Source organism: Croceicoccus sediminis, from assembly GCF_007570835.1.
Taxonomy (GTDB): domain Bacteria; phylum Pseudomonadota; class Alphaproteobacteria; order Sphingomonadales; family Sphingomonadaceae; genus Croceicoccus; species Croceicoccus sediminis.
In genome coordinates this window covers 116640-133728 of the sequence record NZ_SUNC01000005.1, presented here as the reverse complement: position 1 = coordinate 133728, position 17089 = coordinate 116640, and the positions used below count along the sequence as shown (strand labels likewise).

General features: G+C 64.3%; 12 protein-coding genes. All 12 read left to right on the top strand.

The window, feature by feature from the left end; translation table 11 throughout:
• Positions 1-28 precede the first annotated feature (28 nt).
• On the top strand, positions 29-901 hold the full coding sequence (locus tag FAX90_RS15565) for a LysR family transcriptional regulator (protein WP_144098349.1): 873 nt from the start codon (positions 29-31) through the stop codon (positions 899-901).
• A gap of 121 nt (positions 902-1022) precedes the next feature.
• A complete protein-coding gene (locus FAX90_RS15560; protein WP_144098348.1) occupies positions 1023-2186 on the top strand; it encodes an isovaleryl-CoA dehydrogenase in 1164 nt (387 codons plus the stop codon).
• The gene (locus FAX90_RS15555; protein WP_144098347.1) at positions 2183-3784 is read left to right on the top strand and encodes a carboxyl transferase domain-containing protein; all 1602 of its coding nucleotides are present in this window, start codon (positions 2183-2185) and stop codon (positions 3782-3784) included. The genes FAX90_RS15560 and FAX90_RS15555 overlap by 4 nt, the downstream gene beginning before the upstream one ends.
• Positions 3785-3789: 5 nt before the next feature.
• Positions 3790-5709, top strand: coding sequence for an acetyl/propionyl/methylcrotonyl-CoA carboxylase subunit alpha (locus FAX90_RS15550; RefSeq protein WP_144098346.1), 1920 nt, complete (start codon positions 3790-3792; stop codon positions 5707-5709).
• Positions 5710-5855: 146 nt separating this feature from the next.
• A complete protein-coding gene (locus FAX90_RS15545) occupies positions 5856-8816 on the top strand; it encodes a TonB-dependent receptor (RefSeq protein WP_144098345.1) in 2961 nt (986 codons plus the stop codon).
• 254 nt (positions 8817-9070) lie between these two features.
• Positions 9071-10603: a tryptophan halogenase family protein gene (locus FAX90_RS15540; RefSeq protein WP_144098344.1), complete on the top strand. Its 1533-nt coding sequence runs from the start codon at positions 9071-9073 to the stop codon at positions 10601-10603.
• Positions 10600-11316, top strand: coding sequence for a SapC family protein (locus tag FAX90_RS15535; protein ID WP_144098343.1), 717 nt, complete (start codon positions 10600-10602; stop codon positions 11314-11316). The genes FAX90_RS15540 and FAX90_RS15535 overlap by 4 nt, the downstream gene beginning before the upstream one ends.
• Positions 11309-12328, top strand: a complete 1020-nt coding sequence (locus FAX90_RS15530) for a cupin-like domain-containing protein (RefSeq protein WP_144098342.1) — start codon at positions 11309-11311, stop codon at positions 12326-12328. The genes FAX90_RS15535 and FAX90_RS15530 overlap by 8 nt, the downstream gene beginning before the upstream one ends.
• Positions 12325-13833, top strand: a complete 1509-nt coding sequence (locus FAX90_RS15525) for a tryptophan halogenase family protein (protein ID WP_144098341.1) — start codon at positions 12325-12327, stop codon at positions 13831-13833. Before FAX90_RS15530 ends, FAX90_RS15525 begins: the two co-directional genes overlap by 4 nt.
• Positions 13833-14759: a glycoside hydrolase family 16 protein gene (locus FAX90_RS15520; RefSeq protein ID WP_144098340.1), complete on the top strand. Its 927-nt coding sequence runs from the start codon at positions 13833-13835 to the stop codon at positions 14757-14759. The genes FAX90_RS15525 and FAX90_RS15520 overlap by 1 nt, the downstream gene beginning before the upstream one ends.
• A gap of 15 nt (positions 14760-14774) precedes the next feature.
• Positions 14775-15824 (top strand): LacI family DNA-binding transcriptional regulator, encoded by a 1050-nt coding sequence (locus FAX90_RS15515; RefSeq protein ID WP_144098339.1) that lies wholly within the window; start codon positions 14775-14777, stop codon positions 15822-15824.
• Positions 15821-17038, top strand: a complete 1218-nt coding sequence (locus FAX90_RS15510) for an MFS transporter (RefSeq protein ID WP_240704943.1) — start codon at positions 15821-15823, stop codon at positions 17036-17038. Before FAX90_RS15515 ends, FAX90_RS15510 begins: the two co-directional genes overlap by 4 nt.
• The last annotated feature ends 51 nt before the right edge of the window (positions 17039-17089 follow it).

The following is a 17089-nucleotide window of genomic DNA, read 5'->3' as shown; positions in this document are numbered from 1 at the left end:
GCGTGAATTTGCGCTATAGGTTTTTCCTATGATCAAGCGTTCGCATATCCGCCAGTTCCTCGCCGTCGTCGAAACCGGCAGCTTCACGCAGGCAGCGGGGCGCATCCGCGTGACTCAACCGACGCTTTCGGCGGGCATTGCCGACCTTGAACGCATGGTCGGATCGCGGCTTTTCGTGCGCGATCGGCGTCACGTGCGCCTGACCGAAGCGGGCGGGCGTTTCCTGCCGCTGGCGCGCGAGCTGGACCGTAATTTCCGGGCCGTCGACGGTTTCGGCGCGGCGGCAGAAGGCGACTGGCCCGCGTTGAAGCTGGGCGTGATCCGTTCGGTCGCCGCGCCGCTGCTGGAAGCGGTGCTGGCGGGTCTTGGTAATGCGTTTTCCATCGAGCTGGTCGAAGGCACCGATTCCGAACTGCGCGCATCGCTGGCCAGCGGGCGGATCGACCTGATGCTGGGCCTGCTGCGCGACGATGACGAAGGCGCGATCCCGCTGCTGGACGAGCCTTATGTCCTGTTCGTGCCGTCCGGGCACCGGCTGGCCGGTGAAACCCGCGTGGAGCCCGAAACGCTGGCGTCCGAAATCATGGTGGCGCGGCGGTCTTGCGAAATGCTCGACCGGACCAGCACCTTCTTTACTCGCCTTCAGGTGCGCCCGCGTTTTTCGCTGCGTAGCGAGAGCGAGGAGCGTTGCATGGCGATGGTCGCGGCGGGCCTTGGCATCACCACCGCGCCGCTGTCACACCATCGCGACGGGATCGAAGCTGTTGCGATCGAGGGCTATGATTATGCTCGCACCTTGGGCCTGCGCGCCGATCCGGCGTGGATGACCGAAGACCGTGCCGCAGCCTGCCGCGCGGTCGCGGCCGATATCGCGGAACGCTTTGCCCCGAAGGCTCGTTGATCAGGGGAAGGCGCATCCATAGATTTTATCTATGACAAGGTGCCCCGACTTCCAATTTCTCTCCCGCCTGCCGGTCCGGTAGACAGGGGGCAGACAAGAACAATTGCCTGGGCAGGATTTCATGCGAGCAACTCCCGAATTCGATTTCGCGCTGGGCGAAAGCGCGACCATGATCCGCGATACCGTCGCGCGGTTTGCCGACGAACAGATCATGCCGCTGGCCGAACGCATCGACCGCGAAGACTGGTTCCCCCGTGACGAACTGTGGCAGCAGATGGGCGAGCTTGGCCTGCACGGCGTGACCGTGTCGGAACAGTACGGCGGGCTTGATCTCGGCTATCTCGATCACCTGATCGCGGTCGAGGAAGTCTCTCGCGCCAGCGCCTCGCTCGGCCTGTCCTATGGCGCGCATTCCAACTTGTGCGTCAACCAGATCGCCCGTTGGGGTAGCGACGCGCAGAAGGCGAAATTCCTGCCCAAGCTCGTCAGCGGCGAACACGTCGGCAGCCTTGCCATGAGCGAGGCTGGCGCCGGGTCGGACGTCGTGTCGATGAAGATGCGCGCCACCAAAGCCGACGGCGGCTGGGTGCTGAACGGCACGAAGTTCTGGATCACCAACGCCCCTTATGCCGATACGCTGGTCGTTTACGGCAAGACCGATCCCGATGCCGGCCCGCGCGGCATCACCACGTTCCTGATCGAGAAGGACTTCGAAGGGTTCTCCATCGGTCAGAAGATCGAGAAGATGGGCATGCGCGGATCGCCCACGTCAGAGCTGGTCTTCGACGACTGTTTCGTGCCGGACGAAAACGTCATGGCCGGTGTCGGCGAAGGCGCAAAGGTCCTGATGAGCGGGCTGGACTACGAACGCGTGGTCCTGTCGGGCGTGCAGCTTGGCATCATCCAGGCCTGCCTGGACGTCGTCATTCCCTATGTCCGCGAACGCAAGCAGTTCGGTCGCCCGATTGGCGAGTTCCAGCTGATGCAGGCCAAGATCGCCGACATGTACGTCGGTCTTCAGTCGGCGCGGGCCTATTCCTATGCCGTGGCCAAGGCATGCGATGCGGGCCAGACCACCCGTTTCGACGCGGCGGGCGCGATCCTGCTGGCGTCCGAAAACGCCTTCCGCGCTGCGGGTGAGGCGGTTCAGGCACTGGGCGGTGCGGGCTACACCACCGATTGGCCGGTCGAGCGTTTCCTGCGCGATGCCAAGCTGCTCGATATCGGGGCCGGGACGAACGAGATCAGGCGGATGCTGATTGGACGGGAGTTGATGAAAGGATGAGCGCGCCCGTTCTCAGCTCCAAGCTCGACGTGTCCTCGCCCGATGCGCAGACGCGAGCCAAGCACAATCAGGCCTTGGCCGAAGAGCTTCGCGCCAAGGTGGCGGAAGCGTCGCTGGGCGGGGCCGAGCGGCACCGCGAACGCCATGTCTCGCGCGGCAAGCTGCTGGCCCGTGACCGTGTCGAACGCCTGCTCGATCCCGGAGCGCCTTTCCTTGAAGTCGGACAACTGGCCGCCAACGGGATGTATGGCGGCGATGTGCACGGAGCCAGCATGATCGCCGGTATCGGCGTCGTGTCGGGCCGTCAGTGCATGATCATCGCCAACGATCCCACCGTGAAGGGCGGGTCGTACTACCCGATGACCGTGAAGAAGCATCTTCGCGCGCAGGAGATCGCCGAGGAAAACCGCCTGCCGTGCATCTACCTCGTCGACAGCGGCGGCGCGAACCTGCCCTATCAGGCAGAGGTTTTTCCCGACCGCGATCATTTCGGCCGCATCTTCTATAATCAGGCGCGGATGAGCGGGATGGGTATTCCCCAGATCGCCTGCGTCATGGGTAGCTGCACCGCGGGCGGCGCATACGTTCCGGCTATGAGCGACGAGACCGTGATCGTGCGCGAACAGGGCACGATCTTCCTGGCCGGGCCCCCGCTGGTCAAAGCCGCGACGGGCGAGGAAATCACTGCCGAGGATCTTGGCGGCGGCGACCTGCACACGCGCAAGTCGGGCGTTGCCGATCACCTCGCCGAAAACGACGAACACGCACTGGCCATCGTGCGTGACATCGTCAGCCACCTTGGCCTGAACGAAGGCGCGAAGCTGGACCTGCAAGCTGCCGTGCCGCCGAAGTACGACGCAGACGAGCTTTACGCCGTGATCCCCGATGACGTGCGCGCGCCCTATGACGTGCACGAAGTCATCGCCCGCATTGTCGATGCATCCGAATTTCACGAGTTCAAGCCGCTTTACGGCAACACGCTCGTCACCGGGTTCGCGCATATCCACGGGATGCCGGTCGCGATCCTGGCCAACAACGGCGTGCTGTTCTCCGAAAGCGCGCAGAAGGGGGCGCACTTCATCGAACTGGCGTGCCAGCGGGGCATCCCGCTCCTGTTCCTGCAGAACATTTCCGGCTTCATGGTCGGCGGCAAGTACGAGGCCGAGGGAATCGCCAAGCACGGCGCGAAGCTGGTGACGGCGGTGGCGACGGCTCAGGTGCCCAAGATCACTATCCTGATCGGCGGCAGCTTCGGTGCGGGCAACTACGGCATGGCGGGGCGCGCCTATCAGCCGCGGTTCCTGTTTTCGTGGCCCAACAGCCGTATCTCGGTCATGGGCGGCGAGCAGGCGGCCAGCGTGCTCGCCACCGTCCACCGCAATGCCGACAAGTGGAGCGCGGACGAGGCCGAAGAGTTCAAGGCCCCGATCCGCCAGAAGTACGAGGACGAGGGCAACCCCTACTACGCCACCGCGCGCATGTGGGACGACGGTGTGATCGATCCGGCGCAGACCCGCGACGTGCTGGGCCTTGCCTTTGCCGCAACGCTCGAAGCCCCGATCCCCGACCGCGCGCCCTTTGGCGTGTTCAGGATGTAATGCCCATGATCAAATCCCTTCTCATCGCCAATCGCGGCGAAATCGCATGCCGGATCATCCGCACTGCGCGCGCCATGGGCATTCGCACGGTCGCGGTCCATTCCGACGCCGACGCCAAGTCGCTGCACGTTCGTATGGCGGACGAGGCGGTGCATATCGGTCCGTCGCCTGCTGCCGAAAGCTATCTGATCGGCGATCGCATCATCGCCGCTGCCAAGGACACCGGGGCAGAGGCGATCCACCCCGGATACGGCTTCCTGTCTGAAAACGCCGCCTTTGCGCAGGCCGTGATCGATGCCGGGCTGGTTTGGGTCGGTCCCAAGCCTGCCAGCATCAATGCCATGGGCCTGAAGGACGCGGCCAAGGCGCTGATGGCCGAGGCCGGCGTTCCGGTCACGCCCGGTTACATGGGCGACGACCAGTCGGACGAGCGTCTGAAGGCAGAGGCCGATGCCATCGGCTATCCCGTGCTCATCAAGGCGGTCGCCGGTGGCGGCGGCAAGGGCATGCGCAAGGTCGATGCCGAGGGCGACTTCCTGGCCGCACTCCAGTCCTGCCGCCGCGAGGCGCAGGCAAGCTTCGGCAACGACGTCGTCCTGATCGAGAAGTTCATCCTGTCGCCCCGCCATATCGAGGTGCAGGTCTTCGGTGACAGCCACGGCAACGTCGTCCACCTGTTCGAACGGGACTGCTCGCTTCAGCGCCGCCACCAGAAGGTGATCGAGGAAGCGCCCGCGCCCGGCATGGACGCCGAAACGCGCGATGCGATCTGCGCCGCCGCAGTCAAGGCCGCGCAGGCCGTGAACTACGAAGGCGCGGGCACGATCGAATTCATTGCCGATGCCAGCGAAGGGCTTCGCGGTGACCGGACCTGGTTCATGGAAATGAACACCCGCCTGCAGGTCGAACATCCGGTGACCGAGGAAATCACCGGCGTTGACCTGGTCGAATGGCAGCTTCGCGTGGCGAGCGGCGAACCGATCCCGATGCGTCAGGACGAACTTTCGATCCACGGCCACGCGATCGAGGCGCGGCTCTATGCCGAGGACCCGGCCAGCGGCTTCCTGCCCAGCACCGGGCGGCTGGATCACTTGTCATTCGGCCTTGCCACCCGCATCGAAACCGGGGTCGAGGAAGGTGGGCAGGTCTCGCCCTTCTACGACCCTATGATCGCCAAGGTCGTCTGCCATGCCGAGGACCGGGACAGCGCGATCGACGATCTCGTTGCCTCGCTTGCCGACACGGAAGTCTGGCCGGTGCGCACCAACGCGGGCTTCCTTGTCCGCGCGCTCGACGCTGACGATTTCCGCGACGGCGTGCTGGATACCGGCTTCATCGAACGGCACGGCGACGATCTGGTGCCCGACGGCGTGGCCGACGACATGGTCTGGAACGTGGCGGCGCGGATTGCCTATGGCGATGCGCCAGCCGAAACGGGTGCAGGCCTTGCCGGTTTCCGCCTCAACGCGCCGGTGCGCCGCACCGTCTGGCTCTCGCATCGCGGGGAAGGGCGCCTGGTCGACATGGCCGAGGCAGAGGCGGACAGCACCGCCGTGGGCGAAATGATGCCTGACTTCTTCTCCACCGACGATACGCTCGTCACCGGCTATGCCGATGGTGATCACGTCGTCGTCTTTGCCGACGGCATGGGTTACGGCTTCGACACCGTAGTGCGCGGATCGGGCAGCGGTGCGGCGCATGACGGCGATATCGTCGCGCCGATGCCGGGCAAGGTCATCGCGCTTGACGTTGCCGAGGGCGACGAGGTGCAGGAAGGCCAGCGCCTGATGGTGCTGGAAGCGATGAAGATGGAACATGCGCTGACCGCGCCGTTCGACGGAACGGTCGCCGATCTGGCTGCTGTAGTGGGCGGCCAGGTCGAAGTCGAAGCGCTGTTGGTGAGGATCGAACCAAAGGAAGAGTGACACGTTTGCCACATCACCGTAACTAGGTTGCGGGTGAAACCAGACCCTGTTGACATGCCGTTTGATAACGTTCACATGAACGTTCACAACGCATTTCACCGGACGAATTCGGAGTCTACCGATTCGCCGGCCAAGGGAGAGGACTGATGGCGCAACGCAGCGTGCGTAATGCATTTACCTTCATGACCGGGGCTTCGGCACTGGCAATTGCGGCTGCGCCGCAGGCGGCGATGGCTCAGGATGTGATGCCTGGCGACGTGACGGCCGTCGTGAGCGAGGATGAGGAAAACGTCATCATCGTCACCGGCATTCGCGCCTCGCTGCAGGCTGCTGCCGACATCAAGCGCGACGCGCAGGGCGTTGTCGACGCGATCAGCGCCGAAGACATCGGCAAGTTCCCCGATACCAACCTTGCCGAATCGCTTCAGCGCATCACCGGCGTTTCGATCGACCGTAACAGCGGTGAAGGTTCGACCGTCACGGTTCGCGGCTTCGGTCCCGACTTCAACCTCGTCCTGCTGAACGGCCGCCAGATGCCGGCTTCGGGCCTTGGCGGCTGCTGTGAAGCGCCGGCATCGCGCAGCTTCGATTTCGCCAACCTCGCATCCGAAGGCGTTGCCGCGGTCGAAGTCTACAAGTCGGGTCGCGCCTCGCTGCCCACCGGCGGTATCGGTTCGGTCATCAACATCCGCACGCCGCGCCCGCTGGACCGTCCCGGGCTTCAGGGCAGCGTCGCTGCCAAGGCCGTGAAGGATCACACCTTCGACGGCACCAAGATCACGCCCGAACTGTCGGGTATCGTCAGCAGCACTTTCGCCGATGACACTTTCGGCATCCTGCTGTCGGGTTCCTATCAGCGCCGCAAGGCGAGCCTGGCGCAGTTCAACGCCGGCTGGCGCGAAGGATATCTCGGTGACGAGAACAACTGGGGTTCGCTGGGCTATGGCCCGAATGTCGAAAATCGCCCCGACGCGACCGACATCTACCAGATTCCGCAGAACGCCGGTTACGACTTCACCGACATCGACCGCGAACGCATCAACGGCCAGGCCGTTCTGCAGGTCGCGCCGAGCGACCAGCTGAACGCCACGATCGACTACACGTTCTCGCAGAACACGATCGATGCACGCACGAATTCCATCGGCGTATGGTTCAACCACGGCGACACCACCAGCAGCTGGACCGACGGCCCGGTTGCCGGACCGAATTTCTATGCCGAAGCTTTCGGGCCGGGCAAGGACCTTGCCATCACCGGCGCGGTTGCGGCCAATCGCAGCGTCAATCACTCCATCGGCGGCAACATCGAATGGGAACACCCCAGCGGCATGCGCTGGGAACTGGACGCCCATCACTCGACGGCCGAATCCAAGCCGACTTCGCCCTACGGCAGCAACATCGCCGTCGGCTCCGCGATCTTCGGCGTGGAATCGCAGGGCATCGATTTCACCTCGGACATGCCGGTCATTTCGGCCAACATGTATCCGGGTTCGGAAATCGTCGCCTCGAACATCCGTCCGGCAGGTAACGCGTTCCGCAACGCCTACATGCGTAACCGGATCAACGAAATCTCGCTCAAGGGCGGTTACGATTTCGACGCGGGCTTCATCGAAAGCCTCGATTTCGGCGTCACCTACACCGAGAACAAGGTGCGTTCTGCCTACGGCTTCATCCAGAACGACACCTGGGGCGGCACGCTTTCGGCGGACGAAACCCCGGACGACCTGTTCACGATCAACGACCTTCCCGAAGATCTTGCGGGCATGAGCGGCGCGAACGATCCGTCGATCATCCCCAGCTACTTCCAAGTCGATACCGCCGGTCTCATCGACCTGCTCGACAGCCAGATCGGGATTTGCGCCGGAACGGGCGCCGGTCCGGGCACCTGCCTTGCCAATTACACGATCGATCGTACCGTCAACGAAAAGACGCTCGCGCCTTTCATCCAGTCGACGCACACCTTCGACCTGCTCGCCGACGAAGCGCATCTGCGCCTTGGCGTGCGGTATGAAGAAACGACGATCAACTCGCGCGCTCAGGTTCCGGTGCCGGTCAGCACGGCATGGGTCGGCGCGAACGAAATCGCCATCAACTACAGCGACAATGGCGACTTCACCCGTCTGAAGGGCAGCTACGACAACTGGCTGCCGGCGATCGATTTCGACATGACGCCGATCGACAACGTGAAGCTGCGTGCGGCCTACAGCCACACGATCACGCGTCCGCGTTACGATCTGCTGCAGGGCGGCCTGACGCTGGCCGCGCCGATCCGTCCCGATGGCGGCACCACCGCGTCGGCCGGTAACCCGGGCCTGCTTCCGTACAAGTCGAAGAACATCGATGCATCGGCGGAATGGTATTACGATACCGCCAGCTACGTGTCGGTCGGCTACTTCCGCAAGAAGGTGTCGAACTTCCCCGTCACCGGCGTTACCGAAGGCCCGCTCTATGGCCTCACCAACCCGGCACAGGGCCAGGGCGGAGACCTGATCGCAGAAGCGGCAGCCGCTCTTCCCGCAGGTTCGACGTTCGACGAACAGCTGGACTATGTCACAGCGAACTACCCCGATGTCATCGATCCCGTCACCGGCGGCATCCTTGGCCAGCCGGGCGACCCGACCGTCAACTTCCGCCTGTCGCAGCCGTTCAACGGCGACCGGACGGCAACGCTCGACGGCTGGGAATTCGCGATCCAGCACAACTTCTGGGATACCGGTTTCGGTGCGATCCTGAACTACACGATCGTCAACAGCGACACGTTCTATGACAATACGCTGCGCTATACCGAAACGCAGTTTGCCATCACCGGCGTCAGCGACAGTGCCAATGCGGTCCTGTTCTATGACAAGGGCCCGCTGCAGGCACGTGTTGCCTACAACTGGCGCGATGGCTTCCTGGCGGGTTACGACACCGATCCGTACTACATCGAAAGCTACGGCCAGTTCGATGCCAGTGCGAGCTTCGAGTTCAGCGAAGGTCTTACGGCTTTCGTGGAAGGCATCAACATCACGAATGCCGACCGCAAGGGTCACCGGCGCGCCGATCAGGCGGTCTTCTTCGCGGCACCGGGCTATGCCCGCTACGCGGCGGGTGTTCGCCTGAACTTCTGATCCGGCGAAGCGCCAGTGCGGGTGAGCGACCCCGCACTGGCCGCCATTCGCCAGATAGGTGCGGCTGTCGCTGCATCGGGCCCGGTTCGCACCCCTCTGCGTTTCCGGACTTGATTGAGAGCCGCACAATGAACGAAGGTCGTCCGCGCCATTCTCCCTCGCGCGCGGGCGGCTTTCGTCGTTCAGGGCGCACGGGAAAATCCGGCGTCGTATGGCAATAGCCAAAGTGGGAAGAGAGAGCAGGACGTAAGGCAATGTCGGGCAAAGTCGATCATGTCGTGATCGCCGGCGGCGGAACCGCCGGATGGCTGGCGGCCTGCACGATTGCCGCCCGCGCCGCGCGCGACGTGTCCCGCCCGATCCGCGTCACCATCGTGGAGGCTCCCGACATCCCGACCATCGGGGTGGGCGAGGGGACCTGGCCGACGATGCGCGGCACCCTGGCCGCCATCGGCATCGATGAAGCGGAATTCCTCGTCGCCACCGACGCTTCGTTCAAGCAGGGTTCCCGCTTCGACGGCTGGCGCGATGGCACAGCGGGCGACAGCTACCTGCACCCCTTCACTGCGCCCGTGGGCGATACGCCGCGCGCCGCCGTTGCGGCATGGGCCGCGAAGGGCGGTATTTTCGCCGATGCCGTTTCGCCGCAAGGCGCGGTTTGCGCGGCTAACCTCGCGCCGCGACAGAAGGCGATGCCGGGATATGCCGGTGCGCTCAACTATGCCTACCACCTCGACGCCGGAAAGCTGGTCGCGCTGCTGAAACGCCATGCGACCACGCGGCTAGGCGTGACCCACGTTCCTGCCCGCATCGATGGGGTAGAGCGGGCCGACAACGGCGATATCGCGGCGCTGCTGCTCGATGCTGATCAGCGGCTTGGCGGCGATCTGTTCATCGACTGCACCGGCATGCGCGGGCTTTTGATCCGGGATCAGATGGGGGCGGGGCGGATAGACCGTAGCGACGTCCTGTTCAACGACCGTGCCCTGGCAGCGCAGGTGCCGACCGCAACCGACAGCGCCATCGCCTCACTCACCATCGGTACCGCGCATGACGCGGGCTGGATCTGGGACATCGCCTTGCCCACCCGGCGGGGGATCGGCTGTGTCTATTCCTCGCGCTTTGCCTCCGACGATCAGGCACAGGAAACACTGCGCGCCTATGTCGCAAGGGCCGTGCCCGATGCGCCCGCGCCCGATCCGCGCCTGCTGCGGTTCGAAAGCGGGCACCTCGACCGGTTCTGGATCGGCAACTGCCTTGCCATCGGGCTGTCGGCAGGCTTCGTCGAACCGCTGGAAGCGTCCGCCATCGTCATGATTGAACTGTCGCTGCGCGCGCTGATGGACGGTTTCCCGACCGACCGTGCGGAAATGGACATTCACGCCCGCCGGTTCGACCGGCTGTTCCGCTATCGCTGGGACCGGATCGTCGATTTCCTTAAGCTGCACTACTTCCTGTCGGACCGGAGCGGAGCCTACTGGGACGAACACCGCGCCACCGTGCCCGACAGCCTGGCCGAGCTGCTGGCGCTGTGGCAGGGGCAAGTGCCCGGCCATGCCGATTTCCCGATGGCGGACGAGATTTTCCCCGCCGCCAGCTGGCAGTACGTTCTTTACGGCATGGGCGGAAAAGCGCCGCAATTGCCCGCCATCAATACCGATACGACCGGACAGGTCGAACAGCGCGCGCGTCAGCTTGCCGCCGCACTGCCGACCAACCGGAATTATCTCGACACGCTTCGCGCGCAAGCCGCGCAAAGCCCGCAAACCGCAGGATGCCCCGTATGAGCCAGCACGCCGTTCTCGATTCCGCCACCCACCGCGACCTTCGCGTCAGGATGGAGCCGGGCGAAGAGCTGGGCGACAAGGTCATGTCCTGCATCGCCGTGCCCAACGAATTCCGGCAGGTGCAGGCGCACTTCCCGATCCTGTTCCACAAGGATCAGGCCACCGGCAATTTCAACGCGGTTGCCCTGTTCGGGTTCGAAAACGGAGAGAACCTGTTTCTGAACGACGGCGAATGGGACGCCGGTTATCGCCCGCTCGCCCTTTCGATCCAGCCGTTCCTGATCGGCCGGGGCCGCGATGGCGATGCGCCCTCGCAGGTCCATATCGACATGGAACACGCCCGCACAGGCGATCCCGACGGCGTGCGCTTGTTCGACGACGCGGGCCAGGCGACCCCGTATCTTGAGGATGTCGCGAACAAGCTGGGCAAGCTCGATGCCGGATATCGCGCGTCTGAAGGTTTCTTCGCCGCGTTGAAACGCTGGGACCTGCTCGAACACTTTACGCTGGATGTGACGCTGAACGACGGCGCAAAGCGAAGCCTTGTCGGGTTCCACATCCTGAACGAGGACAAGGTCCGCCAGCTGGACGGCGCGGCGCTGGGCGAGTTGCAGGAGGCCGGATACCTCATGCCGATGTTCATGGCGCTGGCATCGCTTTCGCACATCACGGAACTGGTCGCCCGCAAGAACGTCCGCGAAGTCCATGCCTGATACGCTGACCGCACTGCCCCAGATCGAGGAACGCGAACTGGCGGACGCCGCCGCGCTGGACGCGATGCTGCGCGGTGCGGACCGGCCTTTCGTCCTGCGCGGACTGGTGAAGGACTGGCCGCTGGTGCAGGCCGGATTGCAGTCGGCCAGCGCGGCGCGTGCCTATATTCAACAGCACGCCGTCGAGCGCCCCTTCGTCGTATCGGTCGCCGCGCCCGATAGCGACGGGCGCATGTTCTATGACGAAGCGATGCAGATGAACTTTCGCACGACGAAGGGCACGCTGCCGACGATCTTCGCCAAGATGGAAGAGGGCGAGTCGCAGGATGAAGCGCCCGCGATCTACCTTGCCTCCATCGACATGCACGATTTCTTCAACGGGCTGCACGAGGCGAACCACGTGCCGCTGGGCGCGCGCGATCCGCTTGCCTCGATCTGGATCGGGACGAAGACACGCATCGCCGCGCATAACGACTTTCCCGACAACCTTGCCTGTTGCGCCGTGGGCCGCCGCCGTTTCACGCTTTTCCCGCCCGACCAGTTCCGCAATCTCTACCTTGGCCCGATCGACAACACCCCTGCGGGCCGGGCAATCTCGATGGTCGATTTCCAGAATCCCGATTTCGGCGCGCACCCCCGTTTCCGCGATGCGCTGGCCCATGCGCAAGTGGCAGAGCTTGAATCCGGCGATGCTCTCTTCATCCCGTCGATGTGGTGGCACCATGTCGAGGGGCTGGAGAAGTTCAACGTGCTGGTGAACTACTGGTGGCGGGATACCCCGCGCTATCTGGGCCAGCCGCAGGACGCGCTCAATCACGCGATCATGGCCATCCGCGACCTGCCCGAAGCCGATCGCGCGATCTGGCGCGATCTATTCGATTACTACGTATTCGAGGCGGACGAGCGCGTGACCGCCCATATCCCCGAAAAGGCCCGCTCGGTCCTCGACCGCCTGACGCCTGAAAGCGCGGGCCGCCTGCGTGCCTTCCTTCTAAGGACCCTCAGCCGATGAAGCACGATCCCAGCCAGCCCGTTCGCATCGTCGTTGCCGGTGGCGGCACCGCCGGATGGATGGCGGCGGCCGCCTTTTCCCGCACGCTGGGCCGGACGGCATCGGTCACGCTGGTCGAAAGCGACATGATCGGCACCGTGGGCGTCGGTGAAAGCACGATCCCGCCGCTGGTGAATTACCTGCGCCTGTTGAACATTCCCGAGTCGGATTTCATGCGCGCGACCCACGCGACGTTCAAGTTGGGCATCCAGTTCGACAACTGGCGCGTGCCGGGCGAGGGGTATTTCCATTCCTTCGGCGCGACGGGCAAGGACCACTGGACCGCCGGTTTCCAGCACTTCTGGATGGAAGGGAAAGCCCGCGGCCACGATGCGCCCTACGACGATTACTGCCTGGAACTGATCGCCGCGCGCGAGGGCAAGTTCGCGCATCTGCCCGACGGCCGCGTGAACTACGCTTTCCAGCTCGACGCGACGGCCTTTGCACGCTTCCTGCGCGGGATTGCCGAAAGCGAAGGCGCGCAGCGGATCGAGGGCAAGATCTCGAAAGTCGACCTCGACAACGAAACCGGCGACATCGAGGCGATCACGCTGGAAAGCGGTAAGCGGGTCGAGGGCGATCTGTTCGTCGACTGCACCGGCTTCCGCGCGCTGCTGATCGGGCAGGCCATGCACGTCGGCTATGACGACTGGACCCATTACCTGCCCTGCGACAGCGCCATTGCGGTCCAGACCAGCAGCGTGCGCGCGCCCGTGCCATACACCCGCGCGATGGCGCACGATGCGGGCTGGCAATGGCGCATCCCGCTGCAGCACCGTGTCGGCAACGGCATCGTCTATTGCAGCCGCTATCTCGACCACGACGCGGCGGAGGAACGCCTGCTCGGCAATATCGAGGGCGAGACGACGACCAAGACCAACCGCCTGCGTTTCCAGACCGGCGCACGGCGCAAGCAGTGGCACAAGAACTGCGTTGCGGTGGGGCTGTCGTCGGGTTTCATGGAGCCGCTGGAATCGACCTCCATCCACCTGATCCAGCGCGCGATCCTGCGCATCCTGCGCATGCTGCCCGCAGGCGGCAAGGTATCGAGCCGCGACATCGACGAATTCAACGCCCAGCAGTTCCAGGACATGGAGCAGATCCGCGACTTCCTGATCCTGCATTACAAGGCGACTGAGCGGGACGATTCCCCGTTCTGGAATTATTGCCGCAACATGGAAATTCCGGACACGCTGGATCACAAGATCGAATTGTTCCGCGAAACCGGACGCGTGTTCCGCACGAACGAGGAACTCTTCGCCGAAAACTCGTGGGTCCAGGTGATGATGGGGCAGGGCATCACGCCGCAAAGCCATCATCCCATCGCGGGCAAGCTGTCCGACGGCGAACTGGACCACCTGCTGCGCGGTCTTCGCGAAGGCGTGACGAAAACCGTGGCAGGGCTTCCGCAGCACGGCGAATACGTCGCCAGGTATTGCGCGGCGCGCGAGGCGGAGGCGGCCTGATGCGTTTTGTAATCGCGGGCCTCGCGCTCGCCCTGTCGTCCTGCGCGACCGTTCCCGCGCCGCAGGACGGATGGCAGCTCGTCTGGTCGGACGAATTCGATGGCGATACGATCGACACTGCCAAGTGGGACTTCGACGTCGATTGCTGGGGCGGCGGCAATAACGAACGCCAATGCTATACCGATCGCGAAAGAAACGCGCGGATCGAAGACGGCAAGCTGGTGATCCAGGCGCACAAGGAAAACATGACCGGCCCGGCATGGCCCAAGGGTGTGCCCGATGTAGGCCGGGTTGGAGAGATGGACACCAAGTCGTTTACTTCGGCCCGACTGGTCACGCGGGGCAAGGCGGCGTGGAAATATGGCCGCATCGAAGTGCGCGCGCAGCTGCCGCAGGGGCAGGGCACCTGGCCCGCAATATGGATGCTGCCCGAAGACTGGAGCCGCGGATCATGGCCCCTTTCGGGCGAGATCGATATTCTAGAGGCGGTGAACCTCGGCACCCCGTGCGAGAAATGTCCCGACGGCAAGGAAAACACGATCCTTGGTACGTTGCATTTCGGCAATCTGCGGCCCGAAAACGTGCACAAGGGGGACGAGATGCCCTATCCGGCGGTCCTGTCGGGCTATCATACTTATGCGCTGGAATGGACGGCGGACCGCATGGTCTGGACCGTGGACGGCACCGTCTATGCACAGCGGACCAGCGACGAGTGGTTCACCGCCGCCGAACCCGACAATCCCCGCGCGCCTTTCGACGCGCCGTTCCACCTGATCCTGAACCTTGCCATAGGCGGCGGGCTTGCCGAAGGGCGCGGCCTGGGCGGTGTGGACGAGACGGGTTTTCCCAAGGACATGCGCGTAGACTACGTTCGTGTCTTTCAATGTCCTTCCGATCTGGCTACCGCAGCCGCGTGCAAGCGTTAAGGGGGTAAGCTCGCAATGGCACGTCGGCGTCAGGCCGTAACGATCAAGCACGTCGCTGCCGATGCGGGCGTTTCGCTCCAGACGGTAAGCCGCGTCATCAACAACGAGCCGAACGTCCGGCCCGAGATGAAGACGCGCGTCCAGGCTTCCATCGACAAGCTGGGCTATGTCCCCTCCATCGCGGCCCAGCGGATGAGCGGGTCGCGCTCTTACCTGATCCTTGCGCTGAACGACCGGGATCGCACGATTTCCGACTGGCGCGAGCGGCAGGGCGCGGACTGGGTCGACCAGATGCTCTTGGGCGGAATGCTGAAATGCGCAGAGCATGGCTACCGCCTGATCTTCGAACTGGTCGACACCCATTCCGACCACATCGAACGCGAACTGACCGCCGCGATTGCCGCGCTTCAGCCCGACGGCGTCATCCTGACCCCGCCGCACAGCGACAACGAACAGATCACGTCTTTCCTGAAAGAGCGCGAGATTCCCTTCGCCCGCATCTCGCCGTCGAACGCGGGGACGGGCATCGCGCTCAACATGGATGACGCAGGTGCAGCAGCCATGGCCACCGAAAGGCTGGCCGAGCTTGGCCACGAGCGGATCGGCTTTATCGCCGGGCCCGACGAATATTCGGTCAGCGGCTGGCGTACCGATGGCTGGCAGCGCGCGATGGCCGAACGGGGTTTGCCGACCGATGGCCTTTTCGCGAAAGGCGACTTCAGCTTCGATTCCGGGTGTACGGCGGCCAGGGCGCTTTTGTCGGGCGATGACCGGCCCACCGCGATAATCGCCAGCAACGACCAGATGTCGCTGGCGACGCTTGACGTGGCGCGCGAAAAGGGCCTGTCGATCCCGGGTGACCTGTCGCTGATCAGCTTCGACAACACGCCCATCGTGCGCTTTACGCACCCGCAACTGACGGCAGTGGACCAGCCTATCGCGGCCGTCACGTCCCGCGCGGTGGAACTGATCATCGCGGCCGCGCGTGACAGCGAATGGCCCGATCAACCCGTTGTTGTCCCCTGTAGCCTTGTCGAGCGGGAATCGACCGCGCCTCCGCGGTGAACGGGGGCCTGCAGCAGGGCGCTGAGGGGCAGGCCGACGGCCGCCAGAAAATGCGGTTCCTGCTGCTCTATGCACTGGCATGGGCGGGCTGTGCGATCGCCTATGTCCCGTTCCTGACCGTGCTGCTGCCGCTGCGCGTGACCGACATGGCGGGCAGCGCCGACGTGCGCGTGCTGGGCTATCTCACGTTCGGCGGGGCGATTTTCGCCAGTGTCGCCAATATCGCCTTCGGCTGGCTTTCCGACCGCACCGCCAACCGGCGCATATGGGTTGCGGTGGGTATGGCGGGGACGATCACGCTGCTGCTGGCCGTGCCAATGGCGCGGACCGCACCGATGCTGCTGGGCCTGCTGCTGGTTTGGCAGATTTTCCTGAACATGATGATGGCGCCTTTGTCGGCATGGGCCGGTGACTGCGTTCCCGACCGGCAAAAAGGCCTGCTGGGCGGCTTGATGGCCTTTGCCCCTGCCGCGGGGGCCGTGACCAGCGCATTCATCACCACGCCCGGTCTTGCCGGACCGGACGGGCGGTTGTGGCTGGTGGCCGGGATCGTCGCGATCTGCGTGCTGCCCGTGTTGATCGTCGGCAGGCCGGAACCGTTTCCCGAATTGATGGATGACGACCTTGGCGGTCCGGCAGAGGCGGTGGACAGCGCCAAACCGGTGAAGCGCATGTGGGCTGCGCGGCTTGCCGTCCAGATTTCAGAGGCGGCGCTGTTCGCCTACCTGCTCTACTGGTTCCGTTCGATCGACGCCGACATGACCGATGCCGACATCGCCCGCATTTTCGGTTTCGTCCTTGCCGCTGCAGTGCCGCTTGCGCTGCTTTCGGGGCGCTGGGCGGACAGGGCGGGGCGGCCCATCCTGCCGCTGGCGGTCACGGCATTCCTGGGTTCCGTCGGGCTGCTCGGCATGGCGCTGGCACAGGGTCTGGAATTCGCGCTGGCGGGATATGTCCTTTTCGGACTTGCGACGACGGTGTTCCTCTCGCTCCATTCCAGCCAGACACTGCGCGTTCTGCCCCGCGCGCGGCACCGGGGCCGCGACCTGGGGTTCTTCAACCTAACCAACACGGTGCCCTCGCTGGTGATGCCGTGGCTGACGATCGCGATCGTTCCGGCGTTCGGCTATCCGACCCTGATGGCGATTCTGGCGGGGCTGACGTTCATCGCCTGCCTGCTTCTTGCCTCTACCAGCCGCGCCCTGCGCCGCTGAATCCCTTGAGTTCCGCGCCATGGGCAAGTGGGGTTGACTGACCCATGGATT

Coding starts and splice junctions, on each gene's coding strand:
- FAX90_RS15565 (WP_144098349.1), top strand. CDS start 29: ATGATCAAGCGTTCGCATATCCGCCAGTTCCTCGCCGTCGTCGAAACC.
- FAX90_RS15560 (WP_144098348.1), top strand. CDS start 1,023: ATGCGAGCAACTCCCGAATTCGATTTCGCGCTGGGCGAAAGCGCGACC.
- FAX90_RS15545 (WP_144098345.1), top strand. CDS start 5,856: ATGGCGCAACGCAGCGTGCGTAATGCATTTACCTTCATGACCGGGGCT.
- FAX90_RS15515 (WP_144098339.1), top strand. CDS start 14,775: ATGGCACGTCGGCGTCAGGCCGTAACGATCAAGCACGTCGCTGCCGAT.
- FAX90_RS15550 (WP_144098346.1), top strand. CDS start 3,790: ATGATCAAATCCCTTCTCATCGCCAATCGCGGCGAAATCGCATGCCGG.
- FAX90_RS15555 (WP_144098347.1), top strand. CDS start 2,183: ATGAGCGCGCCCGTTCTCAGCTCCAAGCTCGACGTGTCCTCGCCCGAT.
- FAX90_RS15525 (WP_144098341.1), top strand. CDS start 12,325: ATGAAGCACGATCCCAGCCAGCCCGTTCGCATCGTCGTTGCCGGTGGC.
- FAX90_RS15535 (WP_144098343.1), top strand. CDS start 10,600: ATGAGCCAGCACGCCGTTCTCGATTCCGCCACCCACCGCGACCTTCGC.
- FAX90_RS15530 (WP_144098342.1), top strand. CDS start 11,309: ATGCCTGATACGCTGACCGCACTGCCCCAGATCGAGGAACGCGAACTG.
- FAX90_RS15540 (WP_144098344.1), top strand. CDS start 9,071: ATGTCGGGCAAAGTCGATCATGTCGTGATCGCCGGCGGCGGAACCGCC.
- FAX90_RS15520 (WP_144098340.1), top strand. CDS start 13,833: ATGCGTTTTGTAATCGCGGGCCTCGCGCTCGCCCTGTCGTCCTGCGCG.